Here is a 15,512-nt window from a genome sequence, read left to right on the forward strand (position 1 = left end):
ACAACCGTGCCGCAAGACTTGTAGGTTTGGGCTATGCCGCAGCGCACGAACACCCTGACGCTGGGCATTGACCGCGCGCTGTACGTGGGCGAGATCCCGGCTACGGGTTGGCACTGCCATGCATCGCCCGTGCTGCTGATGGGGCTCTCGGGCCGGTTTGCGTTGCACTGGGGTGCGGGGCGGATGGAGACCTGCCACAGCGCGCTGGTGGATGCCGGGGTGGAGCATCTGTTCGACCCCTGCGGTGAAGTGGTGGCGCTGGTGTACCTGGAGCCCGACTCGCCGGAGGCGCGCAGCCTGCGCAGTGTGTTCCGGCAGCAGGGTGGCGTGCTGCTGGATGTGGCAACGCCGGTGGGTGCGCGTGCGGCCATCGAGGGCCATCTGCGCGCCTTTGATCTACCGGCCCTGCTTCAGCACCATCTGCTGCAGGCGGCGCCTCCGCTGGACCCGCGCGTGGCCCATAGCCTGAATGCCCTGCGCCGCCCGCAGCAGGAGCAGGGGCGTCTGGCGCGTTCGGGGCTAGCGTCCGGGGTGCAGCTGTCGGCCTCGCGCTTCAACCATTTGTTCCGCGCCGAAATGGGCGTGAGCCTGCGCAGCTACCGCGTGTGGTCGCAAGTGCGCCTGGCCATGGCCGGGCTGGCAGTCAGCCCGCGCCTGACGGATGCGGCGCTGCACGGCGACTTTGCGGACTCGGCGCATTTCAGCCGCATGTTCCGCCAGACCTTTGGCATGATGCCGTCGAGCGTGCTCAAGCCGCTGAAGCAGGTCACGCTGTTGGATTGACCCCTGTCACCCGCCCACGCGCCGGGCCAGTGCGCTGGCGGTAAGGGCCAGGCCCGCAGGCCACGCATCTGCGGCCTGTCCGTGCTGGTACACCGCTTCGCTCGCTGCACGCCATGCGCTGGCGCCAGCGGCCAGGTGCGCGCCCACCATGCCCGCCAGCACATCGCCCGTGCCCGCCGTGGCCAGCCGCGCATTGCCCGTGGGGTTGATGGCCGGGACGCGGTCGGGGGCGGCAATCACGGTACCCGAACCCTTGAGCACAGCCACGCAGTTGAACTGGTCTGCAAGTTGTTGCGCGGCATCCAGTCGGTCGGCCTGGACCTCGGCCGTGGTCAGGCCCAGCAGGCGCGCGGCCTCCAGCGGGTGGGGGGTGATGACCGTGGGCTGCCCATGCTGCCCACGTGCCACCACCAGCGCATGCAATGCGGCCTGGGTGGCGATGGTGTTGAGTGCATCGGCATCCAGCACCAGGCGCGCTGCGCGGGGGATGACTTCGGGCAGCACGTGTGCGATGGCCTGGCCGCCGCCACAGCCGCAGACCACGGTGAGCTGCTCCAGCGCCAGCGCGTCAAAGCGGCGCAGCATCAGTTCAGGCTGCTGCGGGTCCAGTTGCAGATGCCCGTCGTCCAGCAGCGCCACCAGCACCCGGCCCGCACCGCTGTGCAGGGCAGCCGATGCGGCCAGCAAGGCGGCGCCCGCCATGCCCATGCCGCGTGCTGCCAAACCTTCGCCACCCACCACGGCGACATCGCCATAGCTGCCCTTGTGGCTGGCATGGGCGCGGGGAGCAGGGAGGGCGGGGCCAGAGAGCCAGGCGTTGGGCGGCTCATGCCCGGGTTCTACGCCCAGATCATCCAGCCAGACTTGGCCTGCTGCGTCCCGCCCGGCAGCGGTGAACAGGCCGGGCTTGAGGGTGAGCAGGCTCAGCGTGTGGCGTGGCGGGGGCGTGCGCTGGCGGAGGAGGTAGTGCGGGTGGGGTGCGGTATCGGGCGTGAGGCCTGCAGCAAACTGGCCGGTGTCTGCGTCCAGCCCGCTGGGCAGGTCCACGGCCAGCACGGGCGCCGGACTGTGGTTCAGGGCTTGCAGACAGGCCTGGAGTCGGGCATCGGGTGCGCGCGCAGCGCTGCCGGGTGAAGACGAGACGCCAATGCCCAGCAGTGCATCGATGCACAAGTCGTTGGCATCCAGGTCGTCGGGTGCTGTGTCTGCCCAGGCCACGCCTGCATCCCGCGCGCGCTGCCACGATGCCTTGGCGTCGGCCGGGGCCGTATCGGGCTGGCCCAGCCAGGTCACGACCACTTTGCGGCCACTGCGTTGCAGGTGCATCGCGGCCTCCAGCCCGTCACCACCGTTGTTGCCGGGGCCGCAGGCAATCCAAACGGTGCGTGCGTGCGGAGCCAATGCCTGGGCCAGTTGCGCCACGGCCAGGCCGGCGCGTTGCATGAGGGTATGTGGGGGCAGGGTGGCCGCCGCCGCTTTCTCCAGGCGGCGTGTGGCGGCTGTGTTGAACAGGGGATGAGGCTGGTGGGGGGCGATGCGGTGCATGGGGCGAGGGCAGGGGCGCTGCAAACGGCAGGCGCCTGCCATTGTGCGCCGCCGCTTCCCGCTTTGAAAATATCCCAGGTGGGGTCAGAACCGCCGCATGCCCAGCCCGTCCAGCGGCACCTCGGGTTCGCGCTGCGCGATCAGGTCGGCCAGTGCCCGCGCACTGCCGCAGGCCAGGGCCCAGCCCCCTGCGCCGTGGCCGGTGTTGAGCCACAGGCCCGGCACGCCGCTGGCGCCCACCACCGGGGCACCGTCGGGCAGCATGGTTCGCGCGCCGCGCCAGATCTGCAGGTTGGATGACAGCTGGGCGCCACCGGGGAACCAGTCGTTCAGCGTGCGGTACAGACGCTGCAACGTGGGGGTGTGGTGCTCGGCCTCGGCCCCCGCCAGTTCGGCGCCGCCGGCAATGCGCACGCGCTGGCCCAGGCGGGTGATGGAGATTTGCTGGCCCGCATCGACCACGCTGGCGCGCGGGGCGTGGGTGGATTCGCGCAGCGGGGCGCTCACGGAGTAGCCATAGACGGCTGCCATGGGCAGGCCCAGGCCCAGTGCGGGCAGCAGCGTGGCCGATGCCATGCCCGCGCACAGCACCACGGCATCAAAGCGGCGCAGGTCTGTTTCGCCCTGCAGCACCACGCCGGTGGGGCTGGTGCCGACGCGGTCCACCCGGGTGTTGAACACAAACTGCACACTCGCCCCCTGGATGCCCTGGCGCAGCAGCTGCGCGAACAGCCGGCAGTTGCCTGCGCGCGCATCGGGCAGGTGGATGGCGCCCGCCAGCGGCGCCTCGGGCGAGAGGCCGGGCTCGATCTGGCGTGCTGCATCGGCGTCGATCTCGCGCAGGGCCACGCCGTTGTCGCGCAGCACTTGCAGCGCGGGTTGCAGGCGGGCGCTGTCTTCCTCCGTGCGCAGCAGCACCAGGCGGCCGTCGCTGGCTTCAAAGTCCAGCTCGTGCTGGCTGGCAATGGCCTGCAGGCGTGCCTGGCTGTATTGCGCCAAGCGCTCGACAGCAGCGGCCGGGGCGCTGTTGCTGCGCGCCGTGCTGCGCCAACGCCGCAGCCAGGACCAGTTGGCACGGGTCAGGCCGCCTGCCACGCGCAGGGTGGCCTGTGCGCCCATCAGCCGCAGTGGCTGGCCGAAGCCCGGCAGCGCCCAGGGGCTGAGCAGGTGGGGCGCCAGGAGCCCGGCAGTGGCAAAGCTGGCCTCCTCGGCGGCCGCACTGCGCTGTTCAAACACCGTGACTTCGTGGCCGTCGCTGGCCAGTTCGTACGCGGTGGTGACGCCGACAATGCCGGCGCCCACGATGGCAATCTTCATGAATTTGGGTGTTTTTGGCTTCAAGCGCAAGTGGATCATGCGCTGGTAGCTATTATTTTTGTAGTGTTTGCTCGATCTGCAGGCTGATGTTGAGCACCGTGTCATCCCGGAGTGCCCCGTGCCAGACCATCAGCCCGACCGGGAGTTCCCCTTGCACATGGCAGGGCAGGGACAGCGCGCAGCCGTCCAGCAGGTTGACCACGCTGGTGTTGCGCAGCAGCAGGTTGTTCACGCGGAAGAACTCGGCATCGCGGGCTGCGTCCTGGGCCTTGTCCACACCATCTGCGGGGGCGACATCGGCCAGCAGTGGCGCCACGATGGGCACGGTGGGGGAGAGCAGGGCGTCGTAGGGCTCCATGTCGGCGAGCATGCGCGCAATCCATTGCTGGCGCGCCTGCAGCAGGTCGATGTATTCCCAGGCCATCAGCGTGGCGCCTTTTTCGATGCGCATGCGCACCCGGGGGTCGTAGCGGTCGCCTGCGCGCTGCAGCAGCGCGCGGTGCCACGCGTAGGCCTCGGGGGCGGCAAAGCCGTAGGCGGGCTGCTCCAGCACGGCGGGCAGGGCGATGGTGTCGATCTGGGCGCCCGCCTGGCGCAAGGCTTCCACACTGCGCTCAAAGGCGCGGGCCACGGTGGTGTCCAGCCCGTCGAGGAGGAGGGTGGATGGGACGGCCAGCCGGTATTGCGACAGCGGCGCCAGGCTGCGCGTCACGCGCCGGGCGGCCAGCACCTCGTGCGCCACGATGGCGTCGCGCACGGTGCGCGTGATGGCGCAGGCGGTGTCCAGGGTGGTGGACAGCGGCACGGCGCCTGCGGTCGGCACCAGCCGGGCCGTGTTCTTGAAACCCACAATGCCATTGAGGGCGGCGGGAATGCGGATGGACCCTCCGGTGTCCGACCCCAGCCCGATGAACGCCGCGCCGGTGGCCACCGACACCCCAGCGCCGGACGAAGACCCGCCGGGCACCCGGGGCGCGCCGGGCAGGGCGCCAAACCGGTTATCCCAGGCAGCGGGCGTGCCGTAGTGGGGGTTGACGCCTACGCCGGAGAAGGCGAATTCCACCATGTTGGTGCGGCCGATCAGGCTGGCGCCCGCTGCGCGCAGTCGGGCTACAGCCGGGCAGTCCTCGGCGGCTGCAGGAGCGTCTGCGAGCGCGGTAGAACCCGCCGGAGTCGGTTGCCCGGCGATGTCAAACAAGTCCTTCACCGACACGGCCAGTCCGGCAAGAGGCAACTGGGCCACACCCGGCTGCACCGCCGTGGTGCGTGCTTCGTCAAACAGCGTGCGGACAAAGCTGTGGGTGTTGGATGCAGCCTGGGCGGCGTCGATGCAGCGCTCCAGCTCGGCGGGCGCGGTGGTGGCGCCGTCCCGCAGTTGCTCACGGGTGGCGATCAGGTCAGGGAGCATGGGTGTGCTAGAATCTTTGGGTTTTGCTGGGAGCAGTAGCGCAGTGGTGCAAAGTTTGCACAACCCGCGTGGCCGCTGCGGCAAGACCAATCGCAAAGCAGCCCTGTCAAGGTGTTGCGGTGTTCGTGAGGATCACGGCACTGCAAATATTGGGGCTGATTTTAGACCTAACCTTTGGAGTATTTTTATGTCCGTTACCATGCGCGAAATGCTGGAAGCCGGTGTCCACTTCGGTCACCAAACCCGCTTCTGGAACCCCAAGATGGCCCCCTACATCTTCGGCCATCGCAACAAGATTCACATCATCAACCTGGAAAAGTCGCTGCCACTGTTCCAGGAAGCCCAAAAGTTCGCCAAGCAACTGGCTGCCAACCGCGGCACGATCCTGATGGTCGGCACGAAGCGCCAAGCCCGTGAAATCCTGGCCACCGAAGCGCAACGCGCTGGCGTGCCTTTCGTGGACCAGCGCTGGCTGGGCGGCATGCTGACGAACTTCAAGACCGTGAAGACTTCGATCAAGCGCCTGAAGGACATGAAGGCCCAGCAAGAAGCTGGCCTCGAAAACCTGAGCAAGAAGGAGCAACTGACGTTCTCCCGCGAAATCGAAAAGCTCGAAAAGGACATCGGCGGCATCCAGGATATGGCTGCTCTGCCCGACGCCATCTTCATCATCGACGTGGGCTTCCACAAGATCGCCGTGGCTGAAGCCAAGAAGCTGGGCATTCCGCTGATCGGTGTGGTGGATACCAACCACTCGCCCGAAGGCATTGACTACGTGATCCCCGGCAACGACGACTCGGCCAAGGCCGTGACGCTGTATGCCCGTGGCATCGCTGACGCGATCATCGAAGGCCGCGCCAACGCCGTGAACGAAGTCGTGAAGGCCGCCGCTGGCGAGAGCACCGACGAATTCGTGGAAGTGCAAGAAGCCGCTGCCTGATAGCCCGGCTGCGCGATCCGTCGCGAACAAAAGCGGGGCCCCTGGTGAGCCCCCTTTTTTTTAGCCCGAATCTGAACTGACTGAACTGAACACTGAAGGAATAAAGATGGCTGCAATTACCGCAAGCATGGTGGCTGAACTGCGTGGCAAGACCGATGCCCCCATGATGGAATGCAAGAAGGCACTGACCGAAGCCGACGGCGACATGGCCAAGGCGGAAGAGCTGCTGCGCGTCAAGCTGGGCACCAAGGCTGGCAAGGCCGCATCGCGCGTCACGGCGGAAGGCGTGGTCGCCAGCTACATCGACGGCACGACCGGTGCTCTGGTCGAAGTCAACAGCGAAACCGACTTCGTCTCCAAGAACGACAGCTTCATCGCCATGGCCAACGCCGCTGCCAAGCTGGTGGCACTGCACAACCCCGCCACGGTGGAAGCCCTGGGTGCGCTGCCCTACGAGCAAGACAGCTTCGGCCCCACGCTGGAAGATGTGCGTAAGGGCCTGATCGGCAAGATCGGCGAGAACATGTCGTTCCGCCGCTTCAAGCGCTTCAGCGGCTCCAACCTGGCTGCCTACCTGCACGGCTCGCGCATTGGTGTGGTCGTCGAGTTCGACGGCGACGCCACTGCCGCCAAGGACGTCGCCATGCACGTGGCCGCCATGAAGCCCGTGGCCCTGACCAGCGCCGACGTGCCCGCCGACCTGATCGCCAAAGAGCGCTCGGTGGCTGAAGGCAAGGCCGACGAAGCCAACAAGGAACTCGTGGCAGCTGGCAAGCCCGCACAAAGCGCCGAAATCACGGCCAAGCGCATCGACGGCGCTGTGCAGAAGTACCTCAAGGAAGTCTCGCTGGCCGACCAGGTCTTCGTGAAGGCGGCCGACGGCAAGCAAACCGTGGCCCAGATGCTCAAGGCCGCCAACACCAACGTGAAGGGCTTCACCCTGTACGTGGTGGGCGAAGGCATTGAGAAGAAGGTCGACGACTTCGCTGCTGAAGTGGCTGCCCAGGTGGCTGCCGCCAAGGCCGCTGCCTGATCGTTCCCTGCAGTAACCACCCCACCCAAGCCTCGCACCACTTACCGGAGAGATTTCCCATGTCCCACGCCGCACCAGCCCACAAGCGCATTCTGCTCAAGCTGTCTGGTGAGGCGCTGATGGGGGATGACTCCTTCGGTATCAACCGCGCCACCATCGTGCGCATGGTCGAGGAGATCGCCGAAGTGACCCGCCTGGGTGTCCAGGTGGCCGTGGTGATCGGTGGGGGCAATATCTTCCGTGGCGTCGCCGGGGGCTCGGTCGGTATGGACCGTGCCACTGCCGACTACATGGGCATGCTGGCCACCGTGATGAACGCCCTGGCCCTGGCCGATGCCATGGACAAGCAGGGCCTGGTGGCCCGCGTGATGTCCGCCATCGCCATCGAGCAGGTGGTTGAGCCCTATGTGCGCCCCAAGGCCTTGCAATACCTCGAAGAGGGCAAGGTCGTTGTGTTTGCCGCAGGCACGGGCAATCCCTTTTTCACCACGGACACCGCCGCAGCGTTGCGCGGTGCGGAGATCGGGGCCGAGCTGGTGCTCAAGGCCACCAAGGTGGACGGCGTTTATACTGCCGACCCCCAGAAGGACCCCACCGCCACGCGCTACACCAAGCTGAGTTTTGACGAGGCCATGTCCCGCAACCTGGGCATCATGGATGCGACCGCTTTTGCCTTGTGCCGCGACCAGAAGCTGCCGGTGAAGGTGTTCTCGATCATCAAGCATGGCGCCCTGAAGCGCGTGGTGATGGGCGAGGACGAGGGTACGCTGGTTTACGCTTGATCACGATGGATGGACCCGCACCGGATGCGGGTCGGCCCCAGGAGAAAACATGACGATTGCCGACATCAAGAAAACCGCTGAAACCAAGATGGACCAGTCCATCACAGCGTTCAAGAACAACCTGCAGAAGATCCGCACGGGCCGTGCCAACCCCGCACTGCTCGATACGGTGCAAGTGGAGTACTACGGCTCCATGGTGCCTCTGAGCCAGGTGGCCAACGTGGCGCTGATCGACTCGCGCACTATCAGCGTGCAGCCCTGGGAAAAGGGCATGGGCGCCAAGATTGAAAAGGCCATTCGCGAAAGCGACCTGGGTTTGAACCCGGCTTCCATGGGCGACCTGATCCGCGTGCCCATGCCCCCGATGAGCGAAGAGCGCCGCAAGGAAATGACCAAGCTCGCTCGCAACGAGGGCGAGAGCGCCAAGATCGCCGTGCGCAACCTGCGCCGCGATGCCAACGAGTCCGTCAAGAAGCTGGTCAAGGACAAGCTCGCGTCCGAAGATGACCAGAAGCGCGCCGAAACCGACGTGCAAAAGTTCACCGACAAGCACATCGCCGAGATCGATGCGCTGGTGGCGGCCAAAGAGCAGGAAATCATGGCGGTTTGAGCCCCCAGGGCTTGAACATTTCCATGTCTGCATCTCCGGTGGTTCCGCACCACATTGCCATCGTCATGGATGGCAACGGCCGATGGGCCACGCGCCGCTTTTTGCCGCGCCTGGCGGGCCATAAACAAGGGGTTGACTCACTGCGCCGCTGCGCACGCGCTTGCGTGCAGCGCGGCGTGCGTGTGCTCACCGTTTTTGCCTTCTCTTCTGAAAATTGGAATCGCCCTGCCGACGAGGTCTCCGGCCTCATGGAACTGCTGGCGATGGCCTTGGCGCGCGAGGTGCCGCAGCTCAAGAAGGACGGTGTGCGCCTTCATTTTGTGGGCGAGCGGGACAGCCTTTCGCCCAAGGTACGAGACGGTCTGGGTCAGGCCGAAGCGGCCACGGCGAACAACACGCGCCTGGTGCTCAACGTCTGCTTCAACTACGGAGGCCGTTGGGACATCGCCCAGGCGGCTGCGTCGCTGGCTGCGCGGGGTGAGCCCATCACGGAGGCCAGTCTGCACAGCGCGATGGGCCTCGCCCATGTGCCAGATCCCGATCTGGTGATCCGCACCGGGGGAGAGATGCGGATCAGCAACTTTTTGCTCTGGCAGTCGGCATACTCCGAGTTTTTCTTCAGCGACCGGTTGTGGCCCGATTTCGATGAGTCCGCCTTGGACGAAGCCATTGACGCCTTCAGCCGCCGCGAGCGCCGTTTTGGCAAAACCTCTGAACAGATTCTGTCCGCGCATCCTGATCCGATGCCGGGTTGAGAACCTGAACAGGTTCTGAAAGCCCCCATGCTTCAACAGCGCGTCATCACCGCCTTGGTTCTGCTGGTCATTTTGCTGCCGGCGCTTTTCTACGCCAACACCGTCCCGTTCACGCTGGTGGTGCTGGTTTTGATGGCTGCCGGTGCCTGGGAATGGGGGCGTCTGAGCGGTTTTGGCCAGGCGGGCTCCGTGGCCGTGGGTGTGGCCTGTGTGGCCTTGTGTGCTGGGTCGTGGGCGTTGGGCTGGGTGGATCGTCCGTTGACAGCCCTCTGGGTGGTGGGCGGCGGGCTGTGGGTTCTGGCGGCTGCCTGGCTGCTCAAGGCCGGAGTGCCCGGCTGGCCCCGCATACCAGCCGGTGTGCGTCTGGTGGCTGGCGTGCTCGCCTTGTGGCTCGCGTGGCTGGCCGTGGTGCAGGCCCGCAATGTGGGCATCAACTTTTTGCTGTCGGTGCTGCTGCTGGTGTGGGTGGCGGACATCTTTGCCTACTTTGCGGGGCGCGCATTCGGGTTGCGGTTTACCAAGGGCAAGCTGGCGCCCTCGATCAGCCCCGGCAAGAGCTGGGAAGGTGTATGGGGCGGCCTGGCAGGGGTGATGGTGATGGCCTTCGTCTGGGTATTGGCGGATGCCCACTGGCAGGCGTCGGTGCCCAGTTTTTACAGCCGCATGGCGCAGCAGGGCTGGTGGTTGCTGGTGATTGCGGCGTTGTTCATGGTGGCCATGAGCGTGTCGGGTGACCTGGTGGAGTCGCTCATCAAGCGCAGCGCAGGAGTCAAGGACAGCAGTGGCCTGTTGCCAGGGCACGGCGGCGTGCTCGACCGCGTGGATGCCTTGTTGCCCACACTGCCCCTGGCCATGATGCTCACGAGCCTGACAACCCTATGAAGAAACAACGACTCACCGTTCTCGGTTCCACCGGCTCCATCGGGACCAGCACGCTGGATGTGGTGGCCTGCCACCCCGAGCGCTTCGAGGTGTTTGCCCTGAGTGCGGCGACGCAAGTGGATCTTTTGCTGGCGCAGTGCGCGCAGTTTCGCCCGCGTTATGCGGTGATGGCCAGCGCTCCGCATGCGGCTGTCTTGGCTGAAAAATTGCAGGCAAATGGCCTTCCAACGCAAGTCATTCAAGCGCAAGATGCTCTTGAAATGATAGCGTCGCACGATGATGTGGATGCCGTGATGGCTGCCATCGTGGGGGCGGCCGGTCTTGCGCCCTGTCTGGCTGCGGCCCGTGCGGGCAAGCGATTGCTGCTGGCGAACAAGGAGGCCCTGGTGGTGGGCGGCGGGTTGTTCATGCAGACCGTGCGCGACGGTGGCGCCACGTTGCTGCCCATTGACAGCGAACACTCGGCCATCTTTCAGTGCCTGCCAGAAGACCCTGCCACCTGGTCTGACCGCGTGGACAGCATCCTGCTAACGGCTTCGGGCGGCCCGTTCCGCCAGCGGGACCCGTCCACGCTGTCACAGATCACCCCTGACCAGGCCTGTGCGCACCCCAACTTCTCGATGGGACGCAAGATTTCCGTGGATTCGGCCACGATGATGAACAAGGCGCTGGAGGTTATCGAGGCCCGCTGGCTGTTTGACCTGCACCCAGACCAGATCAAGGTGGTCATCCACCCGCAGCAGATCATCCACTCCATGGTGCAGTTCAAGGATGCCTCCATCCTGGCGCAGTTGGGTACCCCTGACATGCGCGTGCCGATTGCCTGCGGCCTGTCCTGGCCCGAGCGCATCACCAGCGGGGCCAGCAAGCTGGATTTCTCGACCCTGAGCGCCCTCGCGTTTGAAGACGCGGACGCCGTTCGCTTCCCAGGTCTGCACCTGTCCTGGCAGGCATTGAAGGCGGCCGAGGGGACCACTGCCGTGCTGAATGCGGCGAACGAGGTGGCTGTGGGCGCCTTTTTGTCCGGACGGCTGCGTTTTGACCATATTCACTCGGTCAACCTTGCAACTTTGGACGCCGTTTCGCCCTCCAAGCCCGATTCGCTGGCTGCATTGCTGGATCTGGATACCCAGGCCCGCCATGCGGCAGAACATGTGGCGGGCCGTCTGGCTGCCTGATTGCCGTCCCGTTCAGGAACTATCCATCCATGCTGCTCACCATCGCTGCCTTCATTGTGGCCCTCGGTCTGTTGATTGCGGTGCACGAATATGGGCACTACCGCGTGGCGGTGGCCTGTGGGGTCAAGGTGCTGCGGTTCTCGGTGGGCTTTGGCAAGCCGTTGCTGCGCTGGCAGCCGCAGGGGTCTTCTACGGAGTTCGTGATCGGTGCGTTTCCCCTGGGGGGCTATGTGCGCATGCTGGACGAGCGTGAAGCGCCTGTCGCCGCAGAGGAGCGACACCTGGCCTTCAATACCCAGCCCCTGCGGTCGCGTGCAGCCATCGTTGCCGCCGGGCCCATCGCCAATTTGTTGCTGGCAGTGCTGCTGTACTCGGTGGTGAACTGGAACGGGGTGGAAGAACCCCGGGCCATTCTGGCGAGCCCGGTCGCAGGCTCGGTGGCGCAAAGTGCCGGTTTGCGGGGCGGTGAACTGGTAGAGCGCGCCGCATTGGGGGCAGAAGACCTGGAGCCGGTGCGTTCGTTTGAAGACCTGCGGTGGCTGCTGACCCGTGGTGCACTCGAGGGGCTCAATGTTCGCCTTGATGTGCAATCTGCCCAGGGTGCAGGCCACCGTGAGGTGGTTCTCGACATGTCCCGCATCGACAGCCGTGAGGCTGACGCCCAGCTGTTCCGCAAGGTCGGCATCCTGGGTCCCTGGACCCGCCCCGTGCTGGGCGAGGTCATGGCGCAAAGCGCTGCCGAGCGCTCCGGCCTGCGCGCCGGCGATCTGGTGCTCAAGGTGGGCCAGACCGATGTTGTGGACGGCCAGCAGCTGCGTGAGCTGATCCGGCAGTCGGTGCGTGGCAATGAGCCGGTGGCGCAGCCCTGGCGCGTGGAGCGCGGCGGTCAGGTGATCACGCTGGACGTGTTGCCTGATGCCGTGATCGAACCTGGCAACACGGTGGGGCGCATTGGTGCCTATGTAGGGGCTGCGCCGGAGTTCGTGACGGTGGACTACGGCTTGGTCGATGGCCTGTGGGGCGGCGTGGTGAAGACCTGGGACGTGTCGTTGCTCACCTTGCGCATGATGGGGCGCATGGTGATCGGCGAGGCGTCGCTCAAGAACCTGAGTGGGCCCTTGACCATCGCCGACTATGCAGGCCGCTCGGCCAGCATGGGGCTGACGCAATACCTCATTTTTCTGGCCCTGATCAGCGTGAGCCTGGGGGTGCTGAACCTGCTGCCGCTGCCTGTCTTGGACGGTGGGCACCTGATGTATTATCTTTGGGAGGGTGTCACGGGCAGGGGCGTGTCGGACGCATGGATGGAGCGGCTGCAGCGTGGAGGCGTTGCAGTCCTGCTGGTCATGATGTCCATAGCCCTGTTCAACGATATCACCCGGCTCTTTGGCTAACACTTTTGCCGCGCTTGCCCTGCAACTGCGGCTCCCGCTTCATTCATGAAAAAACACATCAATCGCCTGGGCGTGCGTACTGCATCGGCCGTTGCAGCCATGATTTTTGTCGCCAATGCGGCATGGGCTCTGGAGCCATTCAAGGTGCAGGACATTCGCGTGGAAGGCTTGCAGCGTGTGGAGCCCGGCACCGTGTTTGCATCCATGCCCCTGCGGGTCGGTGACGACTACAACGACGAAAAAGGCGCTGCCGCAATCCGTGCGTTGTTCGGTCTGGGACTCTTCAAGGATGTGCGCCTGGAGGCCAGCGGCAATGTGCTGGTGGTGGTGGTTGAAGAGCGCCCCACCGTCGCTGATGTGGACTTTGCCGGTGCCCGCGAATTCGACAAAGATGCTCTCAAAAAGGCCATGCGTGAAGTGGGCCTGACGGAAGGCCGCCCGTATGACAAGGCGCTGACCGACCGCGCTGAACAAGAGCTCAAGCGCCAGTACATCAACAAGAGCCTGTATGGCGCCGAGGTGGTGACCACGGTGACGCCCATCGAGCGCAACCGGGTGAACCTGACCTTCACGATCACGGAAGGTGAGCCTGCACGCATCAAGGAAGTGCGCATTGTGGGCAACAAGGCGTTCAGCGAATCCACGCTCAAGGGCCTGTTCGACCAGGACACGGGGGGCTGGCTGAGCTGGTACACCAAGTCTGATCGCTACTCGCGCACCAAGCTCAATGCCGACCTTGAAACCCTGCGCTCCTATTACCTGCAGCGAGGCTACCTGGAGTTCCGTGTGGACTCGACGCAGGTCGCCATCTCTCCGGACAAGCAGGACATCTCCATCACCGTCAATGTGACGGAAGGCGAGCGGTATGTGGTGTCGGGCGTCAAACTCGAAGGCAACTACCTGGACCGTGAGGACGAATTCAAGTCGCTGGTGACCATCCGCCCCGGCGAGCCCTACAACGCGGACCAGGTGACCGAAACCACCAAGGCCTTCTCCGAGTATTTCGCTCGGTTTGGTTTTGCATTTGCCCGCGTGGAGGCTGTGCCCGAAATCGACCGCGAGAACAATCGCGTCAATTTTGTGCTGCAAGCCGAACCGGCACGCCGCGCTTATGTGCGCCGTATCAACGTCAGTGGCAACAACCGCACGCGTGACGAAGTCATTCGCCGTGAGTTCCGCCAATACGAGGCCTCCTGGTACGACGGCGACAAGATCCGCCTGTCTCGCGACCGCGTGGACCGTCTGGGCTTCTTCACGGAAGTGAACGTGGAAACGCAGGAAGTGCCTGGCTCTCCCGACCAGGTCGATCTGGTGATCAACGTGGCTGAAAAGCCCACAGGTTCGCTGCAACTGGGTGTGGGCTTCTCCAGCGCCGAAAAGGCGTCGCTCTCGTTTGGTATCAAGCAGGAAAACATCTTTGGCTCGGGCAACTACCTGGGCATCGACGTCAACACCAGCAAGTACCGGCGCACTCTGGTCTTCAGCACCACCAACCCGTACTTCACGCCAGAAGGCATCTCGCGCACGCTCGATGTGTACTACCGCACTGACAAGCCTTACGAAGACCAAGGCGGCAACTACCAGCTGGTTACCACTGGGACCTCGGTGCGTTTTGGCGTGCCTTTCAGCGAGACCGACACGGTGTTCTTTGGCGGCGGGCTGGAGCAGACCCGCATCAAGCCCGGCACGAACATTCCGGCCACCTACCTGTTCTATGCCGACAAGTTTGGCTACAGCAGCACGTCGATTCCATTGACCGTGGGCTGGTCCCGCGACGATCGGGACAGCGCTCTGGCGCCCAACTCCGGCCGCTACCAGCGCCTCAATTCCGAATGGTCTGTGGCGGGCGATGCACGCTATGTGCGGGCCAACTACCAGTACCAACAGTACATCCCGCTCAACAAGCGCTTCACCATTGCCTTCAATGGCGAGGCCGGTTACGGCAAGGGCTTGAACGGCCGCCCATTCCCGGTGTTCAAGAACTTCTACTCCGGCGGTCTGGGCTCGGTGCGTGGTTTCGACCAGGGTACCCTCGGCCCGCGTGATGTGACCGGTGCTTCCTTGGGCGGCCCCAAGAAGATCACACTGAACACCGAGCTGATTGCTCCGTTCCCGGGTGCTGGCAATGACCGGACCCTGCGTGTGTTCACGTTCCTGGACGTGGGCAATGTGTACGGCGAAAACGACAAAGTTACCTTCAGTGACATGCGTGCATCCGTGGGCTTGGGTCTGAGCTGGATTTCGCCACTTGGCCCCTTGCGTTTGGCGTTTGCGCAGCCGGTGCGCAAGTTCGCCGGCGATAGAATCCAGAAACTGCAATTCCAGATTGGAACGTCTTTCTAATGAAATCCTTTTCTCGCCATCTCTCCGTGGCCTTGCTGCTGGGCGCCGTCGCCATCGCAGCCCCTGCACAAGCGCAAGAGTTCAAAGCCGGTTTCGTCAACACCGATCGCATCTTCCGGGAAGCCACCACAGCCAAGGCTGCGCAGGCCAAGCTGGAGCAGGAGTTCTCCCGCCGCGAGAAAGAACTGGTGGACATGGGCAATACCCTGAAGACCGCCAGCGACAAGTTTGAACGTGAAGCGCCCACCATGGCCGAGAGCCAGCGTACCGCGCGCCAACGCCAACTGGTGGATCAGGACCGCGACTTCCAGCGCAAGCGCCGTGAATTCCAGGAAGACCTGAGCGCCCGCAAGAACGAAGAGCTGTCGCAAGTGCTGGAGCGCGCCAACAAGGTGGTCAAGCAGGTGGCTGAGGCCGAGAAGTACGACGTGATCCTGCAAGAGGCCGTCTATATCAATCCCAAGCACGACATCACCGACAAGGTGATCAAGGCCCTGAATGCCGCTGCTGCAACCAAGTAAGCCGCTGCGCAGGACAGGTGG

Annotated in this window: 14 protein-coding genes; 11 read left to right on the forward strand and 3 right to left on the reverse strand. The window is 64.7% G+C overall.

Annotated features, from left to right (window positions below; all coding sequences use genetic code 11):
• Positions 1-33 precede the first annotated feature (33 nt).
• Positions 34-783, forward strand: coding sequence for an AraC family transcriptional regulator (locus C380_RS09045; RefSeq protein WP_015013547.1), 750 nt, complete (start codon positions 34-36; stop codon positions 781-783).
• 6 nt (positions 784-789) lie between these two features.
• Here the strand turns inward: C380_RS09045 and C380_RS09050 are convergent, their stop codons facing one another.
• The 3 genes from C380_RS09050 to C380_RS09060 form a co-directional block, all read right to left on the reverse strand.
• Entirely contained in the window at positions 790-2,328 is a 1,539-nt protein-coding gene (locus tag C380_RS09050; RefSeq protein WP_015013548.1) for a bifunctional ADP-dependent NAD(P)H-hydrate dehydratase/NAD(P)H-hydrate epimerase, read from the reverse strand.
• Positions 2,329-2,412: 84 nt separating this feature from the next.
• Positions 2,413-3,645 carry an FAD-dependent oxidoreductase gene (locus tag C380_RS09055; RefSeq protein WP_015013549.1) on the reverse strand — a complete coding sequence of 411 codons (1,233 nt, stop codon included), beginning with the start codon at positions 3,643-3,645 and terminating at the stop codon, positions 2,413-2,415.
• A gap of 52 nt (positions 3,646-3,697) precedes the next feature.
• The gene (locus C380_RS09060) at positions 3,698-5,053 is read right to left on the reverse strand and encodes an amidase (RefSeq protein ID WP_015013550.1); all 1,356 of its coding nucleotides are present in this window, start codon (positions 5,051-5,053) and stop codon (positions 3,698-3,700) included.
• 187 nt (positions 5,054-5,240) lie between these two features.
• On the opposite strand from C380_RS09060, the gene rpsB reads away from it, so the two are divergent.
• From rpsB to C380_RS09110, 10 genes are all read left to right on the forward strand, one after another.
• Positions 5,241-5,993, forward strand: coding sequence for a 30S ribosomal protein S2 (gene rpsB / locus C380_RS09065; protein WP_015013551.1), 753 nt, complete (start codon positions 5,241-5,243; stop codon positions 5,991-5,993).
• A gap of 106 nt (positions 5,994-6,099) precedes the next feature.
• Entirely contained in the window at positions 6,100-7,026 is a 927-nt protein-coding gene (gene tsf / locus C380_RS09070; RefSeq protein WP_015013552.1) for a translation elongation factor Ts, read from the forward strand.
• A gap of 59 nt (positions 7,027-7,085) precedes the next feature.
• Positions 7,086-7,808: a UMP kinase gene (pyrH, locus tag C380_RS09075; RefSeq protein WP_015013553.1), complete on the forward strand. Its 723-nt coding sequence runs from the start codon at positions 7,086-7,088 to the stop codon at positions 7,806-7,808.
• A gap of 49 nt (positions 7,809-7,857) precedes the next feature.
• A complete protein-coding gene (gene frr, locus C380_RS09080) occupies positions 7,858-8,418 on the forward strand; it encodes a ribosome recycling factor (RefSeq protein ID WP_015013554.1) in 561 nt (186 codons plus the stop codon).
• A 23-nt stretch (positions 8,419-8,441) separates the two neighbouring features.
• Positions 8,442-9,173, forward strand: a complete 732-nt coding sequence (gene uppS / locus C380_RS09085) for a polyprenyl diphosphate synthase (protein WP_043566300.1) — start codon at positions 8,442-8,444, stop codon at positions 9,171-9,173.
• 27 nt (positions 9,174-9,200) lie between these two features.
• The gene (locus tag C380_RS09090; protein WP_015013556.1) at positions 9,201-10,055 is read left to right on the forward strand and encodes a phosphatidate cytidylyltransferase; all 855 of its coding nucleotides are present in this window, start codon (positions 9,201-9,203) and stop codon (positions 10,053-10,055) included.
• Entirely contained in the window at positions 10,052-11,233 is a 1,182-nt protein-coding gene (gene ispC, locus C380_RS09095) for a 1-deoxy-D-xylulose-5-phosphate reductoisomerase (RefSeq protein WP_015013557.1), read from the forward strand. Before C380_RS09090 ends, ispC begins: the two co-directional genes overlap by 4 nt.
• Positions 11,234-11,262: 29 nt before the next feature.
• A complete protein-coding gene (gene rseP / locus C380_RS09100) occupies positions 11,263-12,627 on the forward strand; it encodes an RIP metalloprotease RseP (RefSeq protein WP_015013558.1) in 1,365 nt (454 codons plus the stop codon).
• 45 nt (positions 12,628-12,672) lie between these two features.
• Entirely contained in the window at positions 12,673-14,970 is a 2,298-nt protein-coding gene (gene bamA / locus C380_RS09105) for an outer membrane protein assembly factor BamA (protein ID WP_015013559.1), read from the forward strand.
• Positions 14,970-15,491, forward strand: a complete 522-nt coding sequence (locus C380_RS09110) for an OmpH family outer membrane protein (protein WP_015013560.1) — start codon at positions 14,970-14,972, stop codon at positions 15,489-15,491. The genes bamA and C380_RS09110 overlap by 1 nt, the downstream gene beginning before the upstream one ends.
• The last annotated feature ends 21 nt before the right edge of the window (positions 15,492-15,512 follow it).

This window comes from Acidovorax sp. KKS102 (assembly GCF_000302535.1).
Classification (GTDB): Bacteria; Pseudomonadota; Gammaproteobacteria; order Burkholderiales; family Burkholderiaceae_C; genus Acidovorax.

Coding starts and splice junctions, on each gene's coding strand:
- tsf (WP_015013552.1), top strand. CDS start 6,100: ATGGCTGCAATTACCGCAAGCATGGTGGCTGAACTGCGTGGCAAGACC.
- C380_RS09050 (WP_015013548.1), bottom strand. CDS start 2,328: ATGCACCGCATCGCCCCCCACCAGCCTCATCCCCTGTTCAACACAGCC.
- C380_RS09045 (WP_015013547.1), top strand. CDS start 34: ATGCCGCAGCGCACGAACACCCTGACGCTGGGCATTGACCGCGCGCTG.
- rpsB (WP_015013551.1), top strand. CDS start 5,241: ATGTCCGTTACCATGCGCGAAATGCTGGAAGCCGGTGTCCACTTCGGT.
- C380_RS09060 (WP_015013550.1), bottom strand. CDS start 5,053: ATGCTCCCTGACCTGATCGCCACCCGTGAGCAACTGCGGGACGGCGCC.
- frr (WP_015013554.1), top strand. CDS start 7,858: ATGACGATTGCCGACATCAAGAAAACCGCTGAAACCAAGATGGACCAG.
- uppS (WP_043566300.1), top strand. CDS start 8,442: ATGTCTGCATCTCCGGTGGTTCCGCACCACATTGCCATCGTCATGGAT.
- bamA (WP_015013559.1), top strand. CDS start 12,673: ATGAAAAAACACATCAATCGCCTGGGCGTGCGTACTGCATCGGCCGTT.
- rseP (WP_015013558.1), top strand. CDS start 11,263: ATGCTGCTCACCATCGCTGCCTTCATTGTGGCCCTCGGTCTGTTGATT.
- C380_RS09055 (WP_015013549.1), bottom strand. CDS start 3,645: ATGAAGATTGCCATCGTGGGCGCCGGCATTGTCGGCGTCACCACCGCG.
- ispC (WP_015013557.1), top strand. CDS start 10,052: ATGAAGAAACAACGACTCACCGTTCTCGGTTCCACCGGCTCCATCGGG.
- C380_RS09090 (WP_015013556.1), top strand. CDS start 9,201: ATGCTTCAACAGCGCGTCATCACCGCCTTGGTTCTGCTGGTCATTTTG.
- pyrH (WP_015013553.1), top strand. CDS start 7,086: ATGTCCCACGCCGCACCAGCCCACAAGCGCATTCTGCTCAAGCTGTCT.
- C380_RS09110 (WP_015013560.1), top strand. CDS start 14,970: ATGAAATCCTTTTCTCGCCATCTCTCCGTGGCCTTGCTGCTGGGCGCC.